We start from the raw sequence: 20,379 nt of genomic DNA, 5'->3' as shown, positions 1-20,379 counted from the left end.
CTTGTGTTATTTTTCTGTGTTAACGTGTTTACGTATGAATACCCTTTTCCTAAACACGTAATATAGGATACCGAATGCTACAATGGCTAAAATCAACTTTCCTATCCAATTAAACTGTGTTACCTGGTATACGGAAAACGCTTCAAACAACAATGCTGGCATTTTACCTAAAGCACTAGCAAAGGCAAATGTTATGAAGGATACCTTTCCTACTGCTCCACCAAGGGTCACAATCGCAGAGGGCAAAAATGGCATCATGCGCATCGAGAAGATAATCATAAATGCTTCTGAGCCCTCTGCATCAATTAATCTCTTAGCCCTTGGATAGTTATCCAGTTTCTTTTGGAAAAAGCCACGAAAGCCCATTCTATATAGCTTAAAGGTAATAATAGTCCCTAGCGCTTCCCCTACAAAAGAAATAATTGTCCCTTGCCAAAAACCAAATACCATAATATTAGCGGCCGTAAGTACAAATGGTGGGAATACAGCCGTAATTGCAATTACTATGTTTAAGGAAATGCTAATAATAATTGCCCAGTATCTATACTCATTTAACAGATCTATTATTTGTTCTACCATGTTGTCCCCTAATCTAAGTATTAATAAGTTTTCTTTATTCGAGATTCAATAAAATACTATACGACGTTACCTGAGAAACTTTTTCACGAGCTTTAGTGCGTGCTTGTAATTCGGGTAGCGGATTGGCAAATCAAATAATGTTGTTTGCTTCAAGATGCTTTTCCTATGGGAAAACGTTAGAAAGCTATCTTCACCATGGTATGATCCAACTCCACTTTCCCCAACACCACCAAAAGGTAGGTATGGCGATGCTACATGATAGATGGTATCGTTAATGCAACCCCCACCAAATGATAGCCTTTGAACTATATCTCTTTGAAATGTTTTATCCTCAGAAAAAATATACATAGCTAGCGGCTTCGGACGTTCTTCAATTCGAATGATAAATTCACTAATATCTTCGTATTCAATAATCGGTAGTATCGGTCCAAAAATTTCATCATCCATGACTGGGTCTGTCCAATTCACATCTACCAGTAGTGTCGGCTCAATCTGGAGTGTCTCACGATTTGACTTCCCACCAACGGCAATCTGTCTATTAATCCGACCATCACTAACCTGACCATCATCAATCTGGCCATCATCAATCTGGCCATCACTAAGATAGCCTAGCAGTCTATTAAAATGGTGCTCGTTAACAACCCGCGTGTAGTCGCTGTTCTCTAAAGGATTTTCCGTATACAAGTCTACTATTGCTCTCTTCATCTGCTCTATAAGTTCATTTCTAATATTTTTATGGACGAGCAAATAGTCAGGGGCTATGCAGGTTTGTCCTGCATTTAAAAATTTCCCCCAAATAACCCTTTTTGCCGCTACTTCTAGTTTTGCGTCCTTGTGCACGATACAAGGACTCTTCCCACCTAGTTCGAGGGTAACAGGAGTTAAGTGTTTAGCCGCAGCCTCCATAACTTTTTTACCAACTGGGACACTACCTGTAAAGAAAATATAGTCGAATTTTTCTTCTAGTAGCAATTGACTGGTTTCCTTACCACCCTCAACAACGTGAATATACTCTGGCCTAAAGTTCTGATTTATAATCTTAGCCAATAATTCCGATGTCGCAGGAGTGAATTCTGAAGGTTTAATGATTGCACAGTTTCCAGCAGCTAGTGCACCAATCAGGGGCGCAATGGCTAATTGAAAAGGATAATTCCATGGAGCAATAATGAGCACTGCCCCATAAGGCTCGTAGTGAATGTAGCTTTTCGCACCAAAATGGGTAATTGGCGTCTTAACTTTCTTGGGCTTCGACCAGGATGGTAAATGCTTAATGGTATAACTTATATCTTTCAGCAAAATACCTATTTCAGTCGTATAAGCATCTAGCTCTGATTTGTTAAGGTCTGATTTGAGGGCATTGATTATCTCTTGTTCATAATCAATAATCAACTGTTTTAGCTGCTTCAACTGCGATATTCGAAAAGAAACTTTTTTAGTTTCCTGACTAGCAAAAAACCGTTTTTGCTCCAACAATAATTCTTTCAACGGTTGCATCGCTATTCCCCCTCGCATAATGATTAATCTCCAAAAGCACTAAAGTTCCTCGCAGGTTTTGTCCTGCTTGCGTTTAGTGTATACATAATAAAGTAAGTAAGCCGCTACACCTATTATTATAACTTTACCCACCCACGTAAGCTGCGTAACCTGGTAAACAGCAAATGCTTCTATCATTAAAGCTGGTATTTTCCCCAACGAGCTAGCCAATGCAAATGTCAACAATGACACTTGACCAACCGCCCCACCAAATGTAACTATTCCAGATGGCATAAAGGGTAGTAAACGCAAAGAAATAATTATAATAAATGCGTCCTTACCTTTTGCGTCTATCAAGCTTTTAGCCTTAGGGTATTTCTCAAGTTGTCTCTGAAGATAACTTCGAAACCCCTTTCGATATAAAACAAATGCTATAATAGCACCTAGCGATTCACCTACAAAGGATATAAATGCTCCCATCCAAAAACCAAAAACTACTAAATTCGCTGCTGTTATGAAATAACTAGGAACTACCCCCATCACAGCAATCACGATATTTATAGTAATGCTAATTAAAATTGCCCAATTACGATATTCATTTAATAATTCTATTACGTATTCTATCATGTTAGCTCCTATATGCATTACTTGCAATTTTAAATTCTTCTTGTGATGGCTTAATTCGAATATTCATTTGTCAATCTCCTTGCCTATATTAAAAAACCATGAGTAAATGCTCATCGCTAGTTTTATTAATCAATTATAAAATTGCCCCCTTATAAAGAAGGCTATCTCTATCAATATAACATATAAATCCTCAATATAGTATTGTGTCTACACCAAAAACACCAGATAGACAAAAATATTCCAGCTTACAACCAGCACATAAAATGCAGATAAGATTATTGCTGTTAAATAAACGCGATATCGATTTGAGTTTCTGCGAATCCATAGGTAATACAACACAAATAGAGGCATTAATAATTTTAATGCCCCACCAATATAACTTTCTATTATTGGCGCTAATAGCGGATTAAGTTCCATTGCTCCTAATGGTAACGAAATTCTTGTTATTACGTAATCAAGGCAGGATAATACATAGATTAAAGATAGTTGATTAAGTAATTTGTTATCATAACCCATTATATTTTACTCATGCACACGGTCTGGCTTGTTCTTAATATATATTGCAGTCGAGAGTGCACTCGCAAATGTACTCCATAAAACATACGGCGCTAGCAGAGCTGAGGCTAATTTAGATTCCTTCCTCGCAGTAATTGCCATTAGTAGTGCTGTAAAAGCAACTATTATCGCATCAGCTGTAGATGCCATCATGTTTTTATATCGAAATTGTAGTAATGGAAATATTTGATTTGCAACATAATTAGTGCCCAAGGTAACCATAAACTTTTTATTCTTTTTCGTTGCGCCTTTTTGTATCATGATCACAACGGCAAAGGATATTAAAGCAAAAAGTATTGTCCAAACTAAACCAAAGGTTTTGTCCTTTGGCGACCATGCCGGCTTCTCAAGTTTGTTATACCATGTCTTGTCTGCTGGAATTATTGAACCTATATTAAACAATAAAAAAGTTGCTATTGCCAAAAAAACTGATGATTTTCTCAACATGCTTATCCCTCCATAAATGCTAGTTTTTCCACTACTGGCTTTTTTATGTAGGACATTTTAGGGTGATAACTCATCATCAATATCAAAAAATCACCCTGCAAAGTAAATTGCAGAGTGATAGTATATATCCTCATATCTATTAATGTTATTTCATGTTATTTCATCTTACCCCAACTATCTTTTAACGAAACAATCCGATTAAAGACTAATTTATCCGTTGAAGTATCTTTAGAGTCTAAGCAGAAATAGCCCTGACGCATAAATTGAAAACGGTCGTTTACTGTTGCTTCTGCAAGCGCTGGTTCCACTAAGCAATTTTCTATGACTTCTAAGGAGTTTTGATTGATGTTTGCCCTGAAGTCGCCATCGTCATCGCTATCCAATTGCTCTGGTTGTTCCTTAGTGAATAGCTCTTCATACAGGCGTACTTGTGCTGGAACGGCATGTTTAGCTGATACCCAATGCAGTACTCCCTTTACCTTACGGGCACTACCTGGTAAGCCACTTCTAGTTTCTGGGTCGTAGCTGCAGCGCAGTTCAATAATTTCACCTGTTTGCTCGTCCTTAATGACTTCATTACATTGGATAATATATGCTCCTTTAAGGCGCACTTCTTTCCCTGGTGCAAGTCGGAAAAATTTCTTCGGTGGATCTTCAAGAAAATCGTCTTGTTCTATATATAATACCCTAGAAAACGGCACCTTTCTTTTGCCTGCGTCTTCCTGTTCGGTATTGTTCTCAATTTCTAAAAGCTCTTCATGATCCTCTGGGTAATTATCCAGCACTAGCTTCAATGGCCTTAATACCGCCATCGCCCTAGTTGCATTTTTATTCAAATCTTCACGTATACAATGCTCTAAAAGCGCTTTATCGACAAGGTTACTTGCCTTAGCAACTCCTATCCGGTCACAGAAGTCACGAATCGACTCTGGAGTATAGCCTCGACGACGAAGACCTGATATCGTTGGCATACGTGGGTCATCCCAGCCAGTCACATGGCCTTCCTCCACCAGTAGCTTAAGCTTTCTCTTACTCATCACAGTATAGCTAAGATTCAGTCTGGCAAACTCATACTGATGCGGTCTACCATCAGCTTCGTTAGAGTAATCAACATTTTCTACAAGCCAATCATACAGTGGACGATGATCAGCAAACTCTAATGTACATATAGAGTGTGTAATATTTTCAATTGCATCCGATAAAGGATGGGCAAAATCATACATCGGATAAATGCACCATGCATCTCCAGTACGGTGATGCTTAGCATGCATAATACGATAAATTACAGGATCCCGCATATTTATGTTGCCTGAAGACATGTCAATCTTTGCCCTTAGAACCTTAGCACCATTAGGAAATTCACCTTTACGCATTCTTTCGAATAAATCTAAATTTTCCTCTGGGGTGCGATTACGATATGGGCTTTCTTTCCCAGGCTCAGTCAACGTGCCTCTGAACTCGCGCATTTCTTCCGCAGACAGCTCACATACATACGCTTTACCAGCTTTTATAAGCTGTACCGCATAGCTATAGAGCTTTTCAAAATAGTCAGATGCAAAGTACATCCTGTCCTGCCAGTCATATCCCAGCCATTTCACATCTGCTTTAATCGACTCTACAAATTCTTCGTCTTCTTTAGTTGGATTTGTATCATCCATGCGCAAATTACATAAGCCATTATTCGCATTTGCTAGCCCGAAGTTCAGACAAATAGATTTAGCATGTCCAATATGTAAATAGCCATTTGGCTCAGGTGGAAACCTCGTATGTACTCTGCCGTTATTTTTACCAGACTTTAAGTCTTCAGTTATTATGTTTTGTATAAAATTCACAGGGGTTTGGACTTGTTCATTCGAACTCATGCACCTTGCTCCTTTAGTCAAATTTAATTTCTTATAATACTACCGTTATTTTCGTTTATTGTAAAGAAACTGCAGGTGTAACATTAACATTTTTACTTTACCTCATTTTTTGGTAAAATATGAGCAAGGAGGCTACGCTTATGGGGAAAAAAATTGTTGGCATACCTAACGCTGCTTTACAGGACGTAATAACAACAGAATTAGACGGTATGAAGTTCACTAAAAACTTTCGATCAGCTACCGCTGAAGAATGGTACGTATTTTTACCGAGCTATAAGGACCCTGCCACTGAAGGCGCAGTGGGTAAAGCTATTATACACTATGACCTTTATGGTAATAGGGATGTTTTTATAAACACAACCTTAATACTTGATGACCCAAAATTACACGAAACAGAGCTGCGCCCACTTGTCTATGCAATAGGAGAAGAAATAGTCAATCGCTTAGTTGGCTACGCAGATACCTTGCTGTCAATCCACGCAGGTGCCAATTCTCTTGACGCTGAATTTATTCGAGATTGATATCTATAGCTATCACACAGCATAATATACATATTAGAGCACACCTTGTCAGGTGTGTTTTTCGTGCCTTCAGATTTTGTAGAACTTTTTGCTTGACATATATGTTAATTGGTTGTATGGTTAGTTACACAAGTAATTAACTAATTAAGTTCTCGTATAGCTATTATTAAATGTTAGTAATAATTTAGTTCTGAAAGATTAGAGGTGAACAAAATGCTGCTGTCGCATGATAGTACCAAACCAATTTATATGCAAATTGCAGAACAAATTGAAGATGAGATACTTACGAGCGTATTAAAAGAAGGTGATCAAGTGTACTCTACTAACCAAATAGCTTCTATGTATAAAATTAACCCCGCTACTGCTGGCAAAGGTATTAACCTGTTGGTTGATGATGGGATTCTTCATAAAAGACGCGGACTCGGAATGTTTGTATCAGACGGAGCGGTAGCAATAATCCAAGCCAATCGTAAGCAACTTTTTTATGATGATTACATGCTTAAAGCTTTAATTGAAGCGAAAAAGCTTAACATCAGCAAAAATGAACTACTTAACTACATCAACAATTTCGATTTTTCTAAAACTGACTAGGAGGTACAAATTATGATTGATGCAATTCGGACGGTACAGCTGTCAAAAGCATTCCATAGCGAAATCGCTGTTAACAATATATCGTTAGCGTTACCAAAGGATAAAATCTACGGATTACTTGGTCGAAACGGCGCTGGTAAAACAACCTTGCTTCATCTTATGGCCAGCCAATATATTCCTACAGAAGGTGAAGTTACAATTCTCGGTGAGTCTGTGTACGAAAACAGAGAGGTCTTAAGCAACATATGCTTTATTCCTGGTTTTACTAAGCACGTGCACGCGTATCGCGTCAAAGACTTTTTAGCAACAGCTGCAAGTTTTTATCCAAACTGGGATCAAGCTTTTGCAGATGAACTGCTAGAAACATTTGAGCTGTCACCAAAAAAGAAATACAAAGAATTATCTGCAGGCATGGTTTCGATGCTATCGATAATTATCAGTATGGCTAGTAGGGCTCCTGTTACTTTGCTAGATGAGCCTTATACAGGCTTAGATGCCACCGCTAGACATCTTTTTTACGATTTGCTAGCTGATGATTTCGCCAAAAATCCAAGGACAATAGTATTCTCAACTCATCTAATTGACGAAGCGAGTCGCCTTTTTGAAGATGTGATTTTAATAGATAAGGGTTCACTTATTTTTCATCAGCCGATTGAGGTTCTTGAGGAGCAATCATTCACAATAAGTGGCCAAACTAGCATTATAGAGCACGCTCTCTCTACAAAAAACATTATTCATAAAGAAGCATTAGGCAATACTACACATGTCGCTATTTTCGACCATCTGACAAAACAGGAAATGACAGCTTTAATGGAGGCAGGTATACAGGTTTCTAAGCTAAGCCTACAACAATTATTCGTATATTTAACAGCTAAAAGAAAGGGGGACTCAGTGTGAATACATTATCTGCTCACCTATGGGTATACTGGCGCTCATTAAAGTATGTATTCTTAATCCTTCTGACGATTATGATTATTAATAGCTCTCTGCAATTTATTCTTTATTATATAACTGGAAATGGTTTTGAGAGTATACAACTTGTAACCCTATTATCACCTTTATGGGGGATGATGATTGGCTCTTTAATAGCCCTGCCCCTTGTGCAAATTTACTCAATACCTTTCTTATTAAGCTTTAATAGCCGCCGAAAGGATATATGGTTTTCAAGCGTGGTGCTGAATACGGTGCTAGCAGCAGTCATTGCTATTATTGTGCTGCAACTACTTTTGTTGAGTATATCTGAATCTACTAATGCCCTGCCAGACTTTTATATGGGAATCATCTTAGCTGACCTACAGCTTGTCGATAAATTGTTGATTCTTCTGCTGAGCTTCTGCCTGTTTTTTGCTGTAATTAGTGCTGTATATTTTCTCTGTACGATATTCTTTCGCTTTGGAATAATATACGGTCTTAGCAGTTCTATAGCTTTTGTTGCCATTGTATTATTGTTGTTTGTCGAGAGACTGTACGTATTCTTTGTATGGGGTGGAAGTCATATAGGCCTTAGTCTAATATTGCTAGCTATAGGTGTTGCTTTCATCAACGCAAGTAAGATTGTATTAGCTAAAGTTGATAGCAAGATGCCTAGTCCGAAGGCACGGGATGCAATTTATTTAATTCTAGCAATTATAATATTAGCTGCGAGTTTTCATTATACTGCTATTGCACCAACTAATCAGAAAACCATGCAGGATAGAGGCACTTTTTCTTACTGGGATGAGGGCATTGTCGGAAGAAGCTTCGAGGCTTCTGAGAATCAAAACCTTTACCTAAGCTGGAGGTCTGCAGCTGAAACTGGTTCAATCACGCTGAGAATAGAATCATATCCAACAGCCGAAGTAATATATGAGTTGAAAAATGAATCTATTATTACACAAATCCCCCTTTCTGCAGGCACATACAATCTTATAATTGATATAGACAATGTAACAAACGGACAGTACCGCTATAACAGTATGATTAAATAACACTTAAAAATTTTAACAAGCCAAACACATATCAACTGATCAAAAAAAGAATGACGTTTTATCCACTATAGATAAGCGCGTCATTCTTTTTATAACTATACTATTGTTAACTCACTATTCCCTGAGCTATTTCTTAATTTATCCATTAAATCTATCCGTTAAAAATCTTTGATTCATCGATGTCTTTAATGCTATGGCAGCCTGTCATAATCATAGTTTCCAGTAACTCTTGACCAAGCTTTTCAGTGTAAATCTTTACGCCTTCTGCCTCACCGCCATAGGCTGCTAGTACATAAGGTCTTCCTATAATAACTGCATCAGCACCTAGTGCTATGCCCTTGAACACATCCATTCCACTTCTAAAGCCGCCATCAACAAATATCTTTAATTTGCCTTTAACAGCTTTTGCGATTTCTGGTAGGACTTCAATCGTTGCTGGAGTATGGTCGAGCACACGCCCACCATGATTAGATACTACTATTCCATAGGCACCAGCTTCCATTGCCTTCTTCGCACCTGCTACTGTCATAACGCCTTTAAGGATAACTGGTAGCTTAGTTGCTGAAATCAGCTCTTTCAAATCATCAACGGATTTAGTGCCAACTGGTTTACCTAATAACGCTAAAGTAACTAGCCCCGCAGCATCTATATCCATCGCTACTGCTGTAGCATTACTTTCTTCTGCTTTTTTGATTTTCGCTAGGATTTCTTCCTTCTTCCAAGGCTTAATTGTTGGAATTCCATTTCCTCCATTTTCAGCAATCGCTTTTAATGGTAGGTCGTAAAATTCATCCTTTACACCATCACCAGTAAACCCTAGTGTGCCAGCATCTTGACATCCCTTAAGTATCGCTTGCGAATATGTGTAGTCATCCATATGACCGCCATAGTTAAGCGCTACAGCACCAATCGGCGCAGCAAATACTGGAAATTTGAATTTTTGACCGAATAATTCAACGCTAGTGTCAATCGGCTGCTCTTCGACAATCGTATCTAAGTTTACTTTAATCTCGTTAAGCTTCTCTCTACTACGAATAAAGGCTGCTCCACTAGATTTCCCACCAACTCCAGGTACTTCTCCTACACATACCTTTCCATTACAATCTCTACAAACCTTACAGTATTCCTTCACTACTTCCTTAGCACGGCCTAGAACATCTTCATACTTCATCAATTTACCCTCCTTGATTTATCTTCATTTTAATTTATATTTGTTAGTTTAATTAAATTATTATCATTCTATAACATTATCATCTTCAAAATACTTAGATATATCAGCTACATTTGGCATTCGTTCTTCGAATATCTTTTTATTAATATCTAATAGGTTTTGTTGTTCAAAGAACGTTACGTAGCTCTGTTGATTCAACTCTCTAATTATAGTCAATAGTATGGTTGCCTCAATCTCGATAGTACCTTTAATCAGTTTCTCAAATCTACGGTAAAGGATACGATAATCTGGCTTAAAATTAGTAAATATATAATCAAGAACCTGTCCTTTTAGCTCTTGTTTTTCTGCTTCAGTTAAATCTTTTTGATTGCTAGATGAATTTTCTTCTATAGGCTTCTCGATTATTTCTTGCCCATTATCTTGGTGGTGTTTTGCCTTGCTATTTAGTCTACCCCAAGGTGTTGGTTTTTCTTTTTTAGGTGGCTTCTCTTTTATCGAATGCTCGTCTTTTACTGATTGCTTCGATTCTGAAATTACTTCTTCTTTAGTAGCAGGTTTCTCTTCAAGAGATTGCTTTAGCGGCTTCGTCTCTATAACATCAAGCAACCTGCATATTGCTTCTTCAAGAAATTGACTGTCTTTCATGTTATACTTTTTTGCTGCCTCTTTAATTCTATCTATTGTCGATTCTTTCATATAATAGCTGACAGCTTTTTTCTTGTCTTTTTTTGCAAGTCCTTCGACTACCATTTCTAGCTGTCCATCTAACTCACTAAAATCTGTTTCTTCATTAGACATGCCCAATCCCCCTTTAAAAGTATGTTGGGTAATCTCAATATATTACTTAATATGATACCATATACCTATGATTCATGCACTGTTTCCTTAATATTTTATATTAAAAAGCAGAGAAGCCTTTTTCGTATCTCATTTAAGGGCTTCTCTACTTTCAAATTGATTCATTTGCTAGTTTTTCACTTACTTGCTTCTTTATTTTTATTTATCCGCTAAGTAGCGATCACACTCCGCTGCCGCCGAGCGACCTTCATTGATTGCCCAGACGACCAAGCTTTGTCCGCGACGCATATCTCCAGCAGCAAATACTCCGTCTATATTTGTACTATATTTGCCTTCATTGGTTTTTGCATTTGAGCGCCCATCACGTTCAACCCCTAGCTCTTCAAGCATTGTGTCTTCTGGACCCAGGAAGCCCATTGCTAACAATACAAGCTGTGCTGGCCAAACCCTAGATGTGCCTTCGATTTCCACAGGGATAAAGCGACCTTGTGCATCCTTTTCCCAGTTCACTTCTACTGTGTGAATCTCTTTAACATGACCATTTTCGTCACCAACGAACTTTTTCGTCATGCAGCAATACTTTCTAGGGTCACTACCGTACAAGGCTATTGCTTCTTCTTGACCATAGTCCGTTTTCAACACCTTCGGGTACTGTGGCCAAGGGTTGTTTTCGGCTCTGTCCACTGGTGCTTGTGGCATAATCTCAAGTTGTGTTACAGTTTTGCATTTATGACGGATAGATGTGCCGACACAGTCAGTTCCAGTATCCCCACCACCTATTACTATTACATCTTTACCTTCTGCAGAGATGAAATTCCCGTCTTCAAGCTTAGAGTCTAAGAGACTCTTTGTGTTAGCATGTAAAAAATCCATAGCAAAGTGAATACCCTTAAGCTCCCTACCCTCGGCTGGGAGGTCACGCGGTTTAGTTGCTCCACCCGCTAGTATTATAGCGTCATAATCTTCTTTAAGCTTTTTCGCAGATATGTCTTTACCAACTTCGGTGTTAGTAATAAAAGTGATGCCTTCCTGCTCCATTATCTTAGCACGGCGTTCTATAAAGCTTTTATCTAGCTTCATATTTGGTATACCGTACATTAGTAGCCCACCAACTCGGTCAGCACGCTCATAGACAGTAACACTATGACCTGCTTTATTAAGCTGATCTGCAGCAGCAAGTCCAGCTGGGCCAGAGCCTACAACGGCAACTTTTTTCCCAGTGCGTTTTGTAGGTGGTTGTGGTTTTATCCAGCCTTCCTTATAGCCTTTTTCTATAATTGAGTATTCGGCATTTTTTATTGATACTGCTTCACCATTTAAACCCGCCGTACATGATCCTTCACATGGAGCTGGGCAAACCCTGCCCGTAAACTCTGGGAAGTTATTAGTCTTGAAGAGACGGTCTAATGCTTCCTTCCATAACCCACGATACACAAGGTCATTCCACTCAGAAATTAGGTTGTTAACTGGACATCCTGACGCCATACCTCCGACCATTGCACCTGTGTGACAGAAAGGAATTCCGCAATCCATACAACGGGCTCCCTGCTTACCTAATTCTTCCTCAGATAATGTTAGATGAAATTCCTGCCAATCTCCTATGCGCTCAAGCGGATCGCGATCAGCTGGCAATTGGCGTTGATACTCCATAAATCCTGTTGGTTTTCCCATTTTCCTGCCTCCTCGTCCCTTTAGTTTCCGCTAACGCGCGATTGGTCATTTTTATTTTCTTCAAATGCCGCCATAACAGCCTCTGAACCTGTTAATCCAGCTTCATGGGCACGATTAATTGCTTCTATCATGCGCTTATAGTCCTTAGGAATTACCATGACAAACTTCGATACCATTGCATCCCAGTTGTCTAAAATTGATTGTGCATAGGTACTACCTGTATATGCCACGTGCTTTTCAATCATGCCTTTTACTTCAGCTGTTTCCTGTTCGCAATCAAGTTCTTCTAATAAAACCATTTCTTTATTACACAGGTCTCTGAAATTTCCATTAACATCTAGCACATATGCAACTCCACCAGACATTCCCGCTGCGAAGTTTCTACCTGTTGCGCCTAATATTACAGCACGGCCACCCGTCATATATTCGCAAGCGTGATCACCAACGCCTTCTACAACAGCATGAACGCCGCTATTCCTTACACCGAAACGCTCCCCAGCGATTCCCCGGATATAGGCCTCCCCAGAAGTAGCTCCATAGAACGCTACGTTACCGATTATAATATTTTCCTCTGGTACAAATCTGGAAGTCTTTGGAGGATATACAATTAGCTTTCCGCCCGATAACCCCTTACCAAAGTAATCGTTAGCATCACCTTCTAGCTTCATTGTCATTCCCCTTGGCACGAATGCACCAAAGCTTTGACCTGCTGAGCCCGTGAAATTCAAGCGAATTGTATCCTTAGGCAGACCCTGCTTCCCATATTTCCTAGTAATTTCGCTGCCTGTAATCGTTCCTACAACGCGATTTATATTGCATATTGGCAAATCAGCCTCAACTGGTTGCTTACTTTCTATTGCTGGCTTACAGATACCCATGATTTTCGTCATATCTAAAGATTTATCTAGACCATGATCTTGCTCCATCGAGCAATATCTGCCCACGCTCGGATGTACCTCAGGCTGATGTAATATTGCTGAATAATCTAAGCCTTTCGCTTTCCAGTGGTTTCTTGCTCTCGTTACTTCTAGCCTGTCAGTTCTGCCAATCATCTCATCAATCGTACGGAAGCCTAACTGCGCCATGTATTCACGCATATCCTGAGCAATAAATTTCATGAAGTTAACAACATGTGCTGGGTCTCCCTTGAACAATTTGCGCAGCTCTGGGTTTTGCGTCGCTACACCCACTGGACAGGTGTCCATATGACACACACGCATCATTACGCAGCCAAGGACTACTAATGGTGCCGTTGCAAACCCATATTCTTCTGCACCTAGGAGTGCCGCTATAACAACATCACGACCTGTCATCATCTTTCCGTCTGTTTCTACAACAATGCGGTCACGCAGGTTATTTAGAACTAGGGTTTGATGGGTTTCTGCTAAGCCTAACTCCCATGGAAGACCTGCATGTTTAATACTCGTCTTTGGTGATGCTCCTGTTCCGCCGTCAAAGCCGCTGATTAGTACAACATCAGCCCTACCCTTTGCAACCCCTGCTGCAATCGTCCCTACTCCTACCTCAGACACTAGCTTTACGTTAATCCGAGCGCGCGGGTTAGCGTTCTTAAGGTCATGTATTAACTCTGCTAAGTCTTCAATTGAATATATATCGTGGTGTGGTGGTGGTGATATAAGACCTACACCAGCTGTCGTTCCACGAACTTCCGCAACCCAAGGATAAACCTTACGACCTGGAAGTTGCCCACCTTCACCTGGCTTTGCTCCCTGTGCCATTTTAATCTGAATTTCATCTGCGTTCACAAGGTATTCACTGGTTACTCCGAAGCGACCAGAAGCTACCTGTTTAATAGCACTACGACGTAGGTCACCATTAGCATCTGGAGTGAAGCGGTCAGGATCTTCTCCACCTTCTCCGGTATTACTTTTACCGCCTATGCGGTTCATAGCAATCGCTAGCGCTTCGTGGGCTTCTTTACTAATTGACCCAAAGGACATTGCACCAGTCTTAAAGCGCTTACAAATCGATTCTACCGATTCTACCTCTTCAATTGGTATCGGATTAGACGCATATTTAAAATCAAATAATCCACGTAATGTCGCTTGATTTTGTGTCTCACTATTTAACATATCTGCATAGCTTTTAAACTGCTTATAGCTATTATTGCGGCACGCTTCCTGCAGTATTGTAATTGACTCTGGGTTAAACAGATGGTACTCACCGTCTTTACGCCACTGGTGCTCTCCACCACTATCCAAGCTGCGGTCACGTCCTTCAATATCATCGTAGGCACGCTTGTGTCGGGCTTCCACCTCTTGGGCAATTACATCAAGCCCAATTCCTCCTATACGAGATGGTGTCCACGTGAAGTATTTATCGATTACATCCTGAGCAATTCCTATACATTCAAAGATTTGTGCACCGTGATAGCTTTGAATTGTAGAAATACCCATCTTCGACAGGACTTTAACAACGCCCTTTGTTGCTGCTTTCACATAATTACTTATGGCTTTTTCATAATCAATATCTGTAATTAAACCTGTGTTAATCATATCTTCAAGGGTTTCAAAGGCTAGGTAAGGGTTAATAGCGCTAGCACCATATCCAATAAGAAGTGCAAAGTGATGTACTTCTCTTGCTTCCCCTGTTTCTGCTATGAGGGCAATCTTCGTCCGTGTTCCCTGGCGAACCAAGTGATGATGCACTCCCGAGGTTGCTAATAACATCGGTATTGCCGCTTGATCTTTATTCACGCCACGGTCAGAAAGGATGATAAAGGTCGCTCCCGCTTCAATCGCACGGTCTGCTTCTGCACTTATTCGCTCTAGGGCAGACTCTAGTCCTTTGCTTCCTTCCTTTACATTGTACAGTACGGAAAGTGTAACGGATTTAAAACCTTCACGTTCAACATGAGAAATCTTTGCTAATTCATTATTTTTAAGGATTGGTGATTTTATACGAATTTGTCTACAGCTTTCTGGCTCAGGCTTGATTAAATTTCTTTCTGGCCCAATCGTAGTGTCACTGGCAGTGATAATTTCCTCTCGAATCGCATCAATTGGCGGATTCGTAACCTGTGCAAATAGCTGTTTGAAGTAGTTGTATAGAAGATGTGGTTTTTCGGATAATACAGCAAGTGGCGTATCAATCCCCATCGCTCCAACGGGATCAATTACATTCACTGCCATAGGTTCGATTGTTTTTCTTAGGTCTTCATAGGTGTAGCCAAAGGCTAATTGACGTTCTAAAACAGAATCATGATCTGCCTCAGGTACCTGTGGCGCTTCTGGTAGGTCTTCCAAGTTTACTAAATATTGATTAATCCATTCACGGTATGGCTTCTCTGCGGCCATTTGCTGCTTCAATTCTTCATCGTCAACAATACGACCTGCAACCGTATCCACTAGTAGCATTCTCCCTGGCTGGAGACGTTGCTTATAGACCACGTCTTCTGGATTAACATCAAGCACGCCAACCTCAGACGCCATGATTATCAGGTCATCCTTAGTTACATAATAACGTGCAGGGCGTAGACCATTACGGTCAAGTACCGCACCTATGATACTTCCATCTGTAAACGCGACAGCAGCTGGACCATCCCATGGCTCCATTAAGCAGCTGTGGTACTCATAGAATGCTTTTTTGTTATCATCCATACTCTCATGGTTAGACCAAGGCTCTGGAATCATCATCATAGCTGCGTGTGGCAAGGAATATCCTGACAATGTTAAAAACTCTAAGCAGTTATCAAAAATCTGCGAGTCACTACCGTCTGTGTCAATAATAGGCAGAATTTTTTTAATATCATCGCCGAACAGCTCAGACTCACACATCGCTTGACGCGCGTGCATCCAGTTGACATTACCACGTAAAGTATTGATTTCACCATTGTGAATAATATATCGATATGGGTGTGCACGCTCCCAGCTCGGGAATGTGTTCGTACTAAACCTGGAGTGTACAAGGGCTAAGGCAGTTTTCATTTCTGGATTCTTTAAATCTGCGTAGTAAACGTCGACTTGCTCAGGAATAAGCATGCCTTTGTAAACAATAGTTCTGCTAGAGAGACTAGCAAAGAAAAACTGTTCTCCTCCTGCTACATCTCCGAAACGGATTTGTTGCTCTGCTAGCTTGCGAATAACATACAGTTTGCGCTCAAACGCTAGCTGATCTTCTAAGCCGTCAGCTGCGCCAATAAATACTTGTCGCATGCACGGTTCTACCGACTTCGCCGAGTCTCCTAAGGTAGAGTTATTTGTTGGTAGAGTTCTCCAGCCTAATAGAGTCTGTCCTTCAGCTTCAATAATCGACTCTAGCATCTTTTCACAGACTGACCTTTGTTCAGCATCCTTTGGCAGGAACATCATCCCCACCCCGTATTTTCCAAACTCAGGTAGCTCAATGCCAATATTCTTACACTCAGAGGCTAAGAACGAGTGCGGGATTTGCATAAGGATTCCTGCACCATCGCCTGAATTTGGTTCACAGCCCTGTCCGCCGCGGTGGTCTAAGTTTAGTAGAATCTGCAGCGCCTGCTCAACTGTTTCGTGGGACTGTCTCCCTTTGATATTGGCGACAAAACCAATACCACAAGCATCATGCTCAAACTGTGGGTCGTATAGACCCTGTTTTTGGGGTATACCATTTTGCATCATGTTTTGTTACCATCCTATCCATTGTATTTTTGCTCATTTAGCAAGCTCTACTAATCTAGAACTCTACTAATAAACGTATTTTTCACAATTAAGTGAATTTTTTTAATATTACCACTACTTTGCTTTGCCTTCAATTATATATTATGTATTTATTATAATTTTTTTGTGATTACACTCAAATTCTTAATATGTACATTCGTCTATGTTATAATAACCCCGCATAGGCATTAAGAATAATTCCATAAAATTATGAGGAGGGGAAAAAAATTAATATGAGATTTACTAAAAAAGTAGTTAGCATTTGTGTGATTTTCATGTTTATATTAGGTACAGCTTTGCCTACGGGTTTAGCTGCTGAACAGCAGATTCAAATTAATTTTAATGGTCAATCCTACAATGCAGATTTTTACCTAGAAGATGATATCACCTACATAAATGTAGACTCTTTAAAGAAGATTCCAGGGCTTGAGGTAAATGAATATAACTATGTACCTTTAAGAGCTTTTTTTGAAGGACAGGGCGCTACAGTAACATGGAATGCTCAATCTAAGGTTATTGATATCTCCTGGCGGGAAACTAATGATGGATGGACTGCTAATGATTTAGTAGTAAAAGCCGAGGAAGTCTTAAAGGAGTATAACACTTATAGGATGGCTGGAGACGGTACCATCGATATCAGTATTTCAGGGAACGATGCTGCTGATGCATTTCCATTCGACGGGATGACCTTAGCAATTGAAGGAAGCTTCAGTCAAGAGCCACTTGCTATGTATATGAAACAAACCATGACTATGCCTATTAACTTTGAAGAAATGGGACTTACTGAAGAAGAGCTTGCATTAATGGGTATGGACACTTCTATGGTAACAGAGATGGTCTGGAAGGATAATGCTATTTACCAAAGAATTCTGCCTCTGCAAGAACAATGGATTGTAAATAATATCGAAGATTTAGGGATGTCCGATACCTTTAATGATTTATTGCAGATGACCCCGCAACAAAACCTTGAGCTTATGACTAAGTACGGTGTCTTTTACACCTTTGGGGATGATGTAGAAGTCGATGGCATAGAATATTATGTTGTTAACTCGACATTAAGTGCAGACACTTTTAGAAATCTTATGGAAGATATGTTTGATGACCTAATGCCACCTGAGCTTTTAACAGAAGAATCTGATGAAGTTTCAGTTATGATTGATGAAATTTTTGCAAACATTAACATGAACTTTTATCAGCAAACGTTAATCAATAAAGAGACTTTAACGACTGACTTTTTAATCTATGATATGGTTATGAGCTTAGCCCTTGCAGATATGTTCTCACAAGAGGATGGGCTACAAGAGGATGCTCCTGAATCGATGTTGATGAGCATGAGTGGAGTATACCATTTGTATGACTTTGGAGTAGAAATCGAATTGCCAGATGTTAGTGATGCAATTACTCAAGAAGAATACATGGAGCAGCAAATGCAGCTGTTCGAATCTCTTGAACCAGAAGTTCAGTAGTAGATAAATAAAATCGAACTAACTTGAACTGAATAAACCCCACTAGCTTTGTGAGCAGCAAGAATTGCTTGTTTGTATCACAACTGGTGGGGTTTTATTTTACATTACCTATGGTAGGTTATCGCTTAATAACTACTTCCTCAAACACTGGATATTTGGGTATGTGCTTAGTAAATCTTACAAACAGGAATAATAGCATTAGCGCCAGCACTACTAGTATTATTAAAGGTGAGGCATTCTGTTCTATTGGGTACTGGAATGCTAGCACTTCAAAATAGTACGCGCACAGACCACCAGCCCAAGTAAGAGTTACTACAGAAACAACTTTAATTACTTTATGTTTAATAACTCCAAAGGCTGCATACATAAAATAAAAGAACAAAAAGATAATTGGAACGACTAATAAAGCCCCAATAAGTCTTGTAAACAAAAGACTTGTGACAGAGACCGTATTATCTAAAATAACTGATACCACAAACAACTCCCCCACCGCAAGCAATATCGCCACGTAATACGCAATCTTTAAATGCTCCCAGATAGATTCTGATATTGCAAATATTGGCCAACGAACATAGTCATGCGCAAAATGAAAGAGAGTATATAGAAACAAAAACACTATCGATTTAATAATAATATAGGTGAATGTCAGCATCTTAATTTCCTCTTAACTTACTTATTTCAATTAACATATGTTTTCTAATCATTCCTTGAGGTTTTTGTATTCCATTAAGCGCTCAGACGCTTGCTCCCGTTCCCTCTTTGGCTCTGTACGCATCTGAACAGCTTTGTACAGGTATTTTACTGCCTCATCAATTTTACCCTGTTTCTTAAATAACTCCGCAATCAACATGCAAAGTCGTATTTCTTGACCTTGTGCTAATTGGACTGTATCGTTACTATAAAAATCAATGTATGCATCTAGCGCCATTTGGTTAGCAAATTGAAACATTTCCGTATCCCCAGCATCTTCATAAATCCAAGAAAGATATAGCCAGACCTTTGCAAATGGTAACCGTTCCTTTGGAATCATATTAAATATATCCTGACAGAGGAAAAATTTTGCTATTACTTGTTTTAAAGTTAATGTTCCACTTTTTAGAACTGAGTACTTTGATTGCATTTGATATTTTTGACCTGCAATTTCTTTCTTTTTTAAATAATGAGCCTTTGTAAATGCATGATCAAAATTCCCATAAAAACAGTGCGGACATACCCATATATTGTACCAATAAGGCTCAAAATCTTTATATCGCACACGGAAGTCACAATCCTCACCTGCTTGTTTTAATAACGTGTTACGTATGCGGTCTGTTTCAAAATTTTGTTCACACACAGGGCATTCTACAGTTGACTTTATAAGATACTCTGTATCCATCTTAGAAGCATATATACGTTCATAGTCTATTTCTTTTGAAATCGTCTCCTTGGCGGAAGCGGCAAGCTCTTCTTTAGCTTGAAGATACCCTTGATTTTGCTTTAGCATCTCCATTTTTTGTGCGATTCGCTGTTCAGTGGAATCTACTTCTAAAGATTCTTCCTCAAGACTTTTAGCAGTGTCCCATAGTTCCCTATAGCTATCATTTAGCTTGCGTATTCGTAAGCTCATGCCCTTCATTATCTTAACTGCTAAATCCGGACAAGTTGCTACCACTTTCTCTAAATTTTCATTATCAATGACAAACAATGTTACGTCCTCTAAAGCCTGGACATCAGCACTCCTTGGCTGATTATCTACTAATGACATTTCGCCAAAGAAATCTCCTGCACTAAGTACCGCCAATTCAATTCTAGATCCATCCAGATTATGCTTATAGACTCCCACTGACCCTTGGAGCACAAGGTACATCTCATCCCCTTGGTCATTCTCATAAAAGACAATTTCGTCAGCTGAACACTTTTTCAATCTGCCAATCTGTAGTAGTTTATTTACATCCACCAACATCACCACCCTATGGCTTACTATTCCTACTGTCCTTGCTGCTTTTGCTGTCCC

The 20,379-nt window shown here is 39.5% G+C and carries 17 protein-coding genes; 5 read left to right on the top strand and 12 right to left on the bottom strand.

The genetic code is table 11. The annotated features are described in order from the left end of the window. Positions 1–6: 6 nt before the first annotated feature. From BHF68_RS06955 to BHF68_RS06930, 6 genes are all read right to left on the bottom strand, one after another. Complete coding sequence (locus tag BHF68_RS06955; protein WP_069642913.1) at positions 7–579, bottom strand: TVP38/TMEM64 family protein; 573 nt, start codon at positions 577–579, stop codon at positions 7–9. 66 nt (positions 580–645) lie between these two features. Further along, positions 646–2,073 carry an aldehyde dehydrogenase gene (locus BHF68_RS06950; protein WP_069642912.1) on the bottom strand — a complete coding sequence of 476 codons (1,428 nt, stop codon included), beginning with the start codon at positions 2,071–2,073 and terminating at the stop codon, positions 646–648. Between the two features lie 39 nt (positions 2,074–2,112). Then, positions 2,113–2,679 (bottom strand): TVP38/TMEM64 family protein, encoded by a 567-nt coding sequence (locus BHF68_RS06945; protein WP_069642911.1) that lies wholly within the window; start codon positions 2,677–2,679, stop codon positions 2,113–2,115. Between the two features lie 207 nt (positions 2,680–2,886). Beyond that, a complete protein-coding gene (locus BHF68_RS06940) occupies positions 2,887–3,195 on the bottom strand; it encodes a DUF5658 family protein (RefSeq protein ID WP_069642910.1) in 309 nt (102 codons plus the stop codon). A gap of 6 nt (positions 3,196–3,201) precedes the next feature. Continuing rightward, a complete protein-coding gene (locus BHF68_RS06935) occupies positions 3,202–3,681 on the bottom strand; it encodes a TspO/MBR family protein (protein WP_069642909.1) in 480 nt (159 codons plus the stop codon). A gap of 155 nt (positions 3,682–3,836) precedes the next feature. Beyond that, positions 3,837–5,543 (bottom strand): glutamine--tRNA ligase/YqeY domain fusion protein, encoded by a 1,707-nt coding sequence (locus BHF68_RS06930; protein ID WP_069642908.1) that lies wholly within the window; start codon positions 5,541–5,543, stop codon positions 3,837–3,839. A gap of 140 nt (positions 5,544–5,683) precedes the next feature. Here BHF68_RS06930 and BHF68_RS06925 point away from each other — a divergent pair, with 140 nt between their 5' ends. The 4 genes from BHF68_RS06925 (at position 5,684) to BHF68_RS06910 (ending at position 8,622) form a co-directional block, all read left to right on the top strand. After that, positions 5,684–6,064 carry a hypothetical protein gene (locus BHF68_RS06925; RefSeq protein ID WP_069642907.1) on the top strand — a complete coding sequence of 127 codons (381 nt, stop codon included), beginning with the start codon at positions 5,684–5,686 and terminating at the stop codon, positions 6,062–6,064. A gap of 213 nt (positions 6,065–6,277) precedes the next feature. Next, positions 6,278–6,655: a GntR family transcriptional regulator gene (locus tag BHF68_RS06920; protein ID WP_069642906.1), complete on the top strand. Its 378-nt coding sequence runs from the start codon at positions 6,278–6,280 to the stop codon at positions 6,653–6,655. A gap of 12 nt (positions 6,656–6,667) precedes the next feature. Continuing rightward, entirely contained in the window at positions 6,668–7,552 is an 885-nt protein-coding gene (locus BHF68_RS06915; protein WP_069642905.1) for an ABC transporter ATP-binding protein, read from the top strand. After that, complete coding sequence (locus BHF68_RS06910) at positions 7,549–8,622, top strand: hypothetical protein (protein ID WP_069642904.1); 1,074 nt, start codon at positions 7,549–7,551, stop codon at positions 8,620–8,622. The genes BHF68_RS06915 and BHF68_RS06910 overlap by 4 nt, the downstream gene beginning before the upstream one ends. Before the next feature lie 151 nt (positions 8,623–8,773). Here BHF68_RS06910 and BHF68_RS06905 read toward each other — a convergent pair whose 3' ends face one another. The 4 genes from BHF68_RS06905 to gltB all read right to left on the bottom strand — a co-directional run bounded on the left by BHF68_RS06905 (position 8,774) and on the right by gltB (position 16,881). Next, positions 8,774–9,793: an alpha-hydroxy-acid oxidizing protein gene (locus BHF68_RS06905; RefSeq protein WP_069642903.1), complete on the bottom strand. Its 1,020-nt coding sequence runs from the start codon at positions 9,791–9,793 to the stop codon at positions 8,774–8,776. A 63-nt stretch (positions 9,794–9,856) separates the two neighbouring features. Further along, positions 9,857–10,591: a hypothetical protein gene (locus BHF68_RS06900; protein ID WP_069642902.1), complete on the bottom strand. Its 735-nt coding sequence runs from the start codon at positions 10,589–10,591 to the stop codon at positions 9,857–9,859. Positions 10,592–10,789: 198 nt separating this feature from the next. Beyond that, on the bottom strand, positions 10,790–12,262 hold the full coding sequence (locus BHF68_RS06895) for a glutamate synthase subunit beta (RefSeq protein ID WP_069642901.1): 1,473 nt from the start codon (positions 12,260–12,262) through the stop codon (positions 10,790–10,792). Between the two features lie 20 nt (positions 12,263–12,282). Beyond that, complete coding sequence (gene gltB, locus BHF68_RS06890) at positions 12,283–16,881, bottom strand: glutamate synthase large subunit (protein WP_069642900.1); 4,599 nt, start codon at positions 16,879–16,881, stop codon at positions 12,283–12,285. 272 nt (positions 16,882–17,153) lie between these two features. On the opposite strand from gltB, the gene BHF68_RS06885 reads away from it, so the two are divergent. Beyond that, positions 17,154–18,386 carry a DUF6612 family protein gene (locus BHF68_RS06885; RefSeq protein ID WP_069642899.1) on the top strand — a complete coding sequence of 411 codons (1,233 nt, stop codon included), beginning with the start codon at positions 17,154–17,156 and terminating at the stop codon, positions 18,384–18,386. 118 nt (positions 18,387–18,504) lie between these two features. Here the strand turns inward: BHF68_RS06885 and BHF68_RS06880 are convergent, their stop codons facing one another. Together BHF68_RS06880 and BHF68_RS06875 are read right to left on the bottom strand one after the other, a co-directional pair. Further along, complete coding sequence (locus tag BHF68_RS06880) at positions 18,505–19,038, bottom strand: DUF6512 family protein (RefSeq protein ID WP_069642898.1); 534 nt, start codon at positions 19,036–19,038, stop codon at positions 18,505–18,507. Between the two features lie 48 nt (positions 19,039–19,086). Further along, positions 19,087–20,322: a DUF2225 domain-containing protein gene (locus BHF68_RS06875; protein WP_069642897.1), complete on the bottom strand. Its 1,236-nt coding sequence runs from the start codon at positions 20,320–20,322 to the stop codon at positions 19,087–19,089. Between the last annotated feature and the right edge of the window lie 57 nt (positions 20,323–20,379).

Source organism: Desulfuribacillus alkaliarsenatis (assembly GCF_001730225.1).
GTDB lineage: Bacteria > Bacillota > Bacilli > Desulfuribacillales > Desulfuribacillaceae > Desulfuribacillus > Desulfuribacillus alkaliarsenatis.
The sequence above is the reverse complement of the archived record's forward strand: the minus strand, read 5'-3'. Positions and strand labels throughout refer to the sequence as shown.

Excerpts from the sequence above, each read along its gene's own strand:
- BHF68_RS06940 (WP_069642910.1), bottom strand. The coding sequence starts at position 3,195 with ATGGGTTATGATAACAAATTACTTAATCAACTATCTTTAATCTATGTA.
- BHF68_RS06930 (WP_069642908.1), bottom strand. The coding sequence starts at position 5,543 with ATGAGTTCGAATGAACAAGTCCAAACCCCTGTGAATTTTATACAAAAC.
- gltB (WP_069642900.1), bottom strand. The coding sequence starts at position 16,881 with ATGATGCAAAATGGTATACCCCAAAAACAGGGTCTATACGACCCACAG.
- BHF68_RS06905 (WP_069642903.1), bottom strand. The coding sequence starts at position 9,793 with ATGAAGTATGAAGATGTTCTAGGCCGTGCTAAGGAAGTAGTGAAGGAA.
- BHF68_RS06925 (WP_069642907.1), top strand. The coding sequence starts at position 5,684 with ATGGGGAAAAAAATTGTTGGCATACCTAACGCTGCTTTACAGGACGTA.
- BHF68_RS06915 (WP_069642905.1), top strand. The coding sequence starts at position 6,668 with ATGATTGATGCAATTCGGACGGTACAGCTGTCAAAAGCATTCCATAGC.
- BHF68_RS06885 (WP_069642899.1), top strand. The coding sequence starts at position 17,154 with ATGAGATTTACTAAAAAAGTAGTTAGCATTTGTGTGATTTTCATGTTT.
- BHF68_RS06935 (WP_069642909.1), bottom strand. The coding sequence starts at position 3,681 with ATGTTGAGAAAATCATCAGTTTTTTTGGCAATAGCAACTTTTTTATTG.
- BHF68_RS06955 (WP_069642913.1), bottom strand. The coding sequence starts at position 579 with ATGGTAGAACAAATAATAGATCTGTTAAATGAGTATAGATACTGGGCA.
- BHF68_RS06950 (WP_069642912.1), bottom strand. The coding sequence starts at position 2,073 with ATGCAACCGTTGAAAGAATTATTGTTGGAGCAAAAACGGTTTTTTGCT.
- BHF68_RS06945 (WP_069642911.1), bottom strand. The coding sequence starts at position 2,679 with ATGATAGAATACGTAATAGAATTATTAAATGAATATCGTAATTGGGCA.
- BHF68_RS06920 (WP_069642906.1), top strand. The coding sequence starts at position 6,278 with ATGCTGCTGTCGCATGATAGTACCAAACCAATTTATATGCAAATTGCA.
- BHF68_RS06900 (WP_069642902.1), bottom strand. The coding sequence starts at position 10,591 with ATGTCTAATGAAGAAACAGATTTTAGTGAGTTAGATGGACAGCTAGAA.
- BHF68_RS06880 (WP_069642898.1), bottom strand. The coding sequence starts at position 19,038 with ATGCTGACATTCACCTATATTATTATTAAATCGATAGTGTTTTTGTTT.
- BHF68_RS06895 (WP_069642901.1), bottom strand. The coding sequence starts at position 12,262 with ATGGGAAAACCAACAGGATTTATGGAGTATCAACGCCAATTGCCAGCT.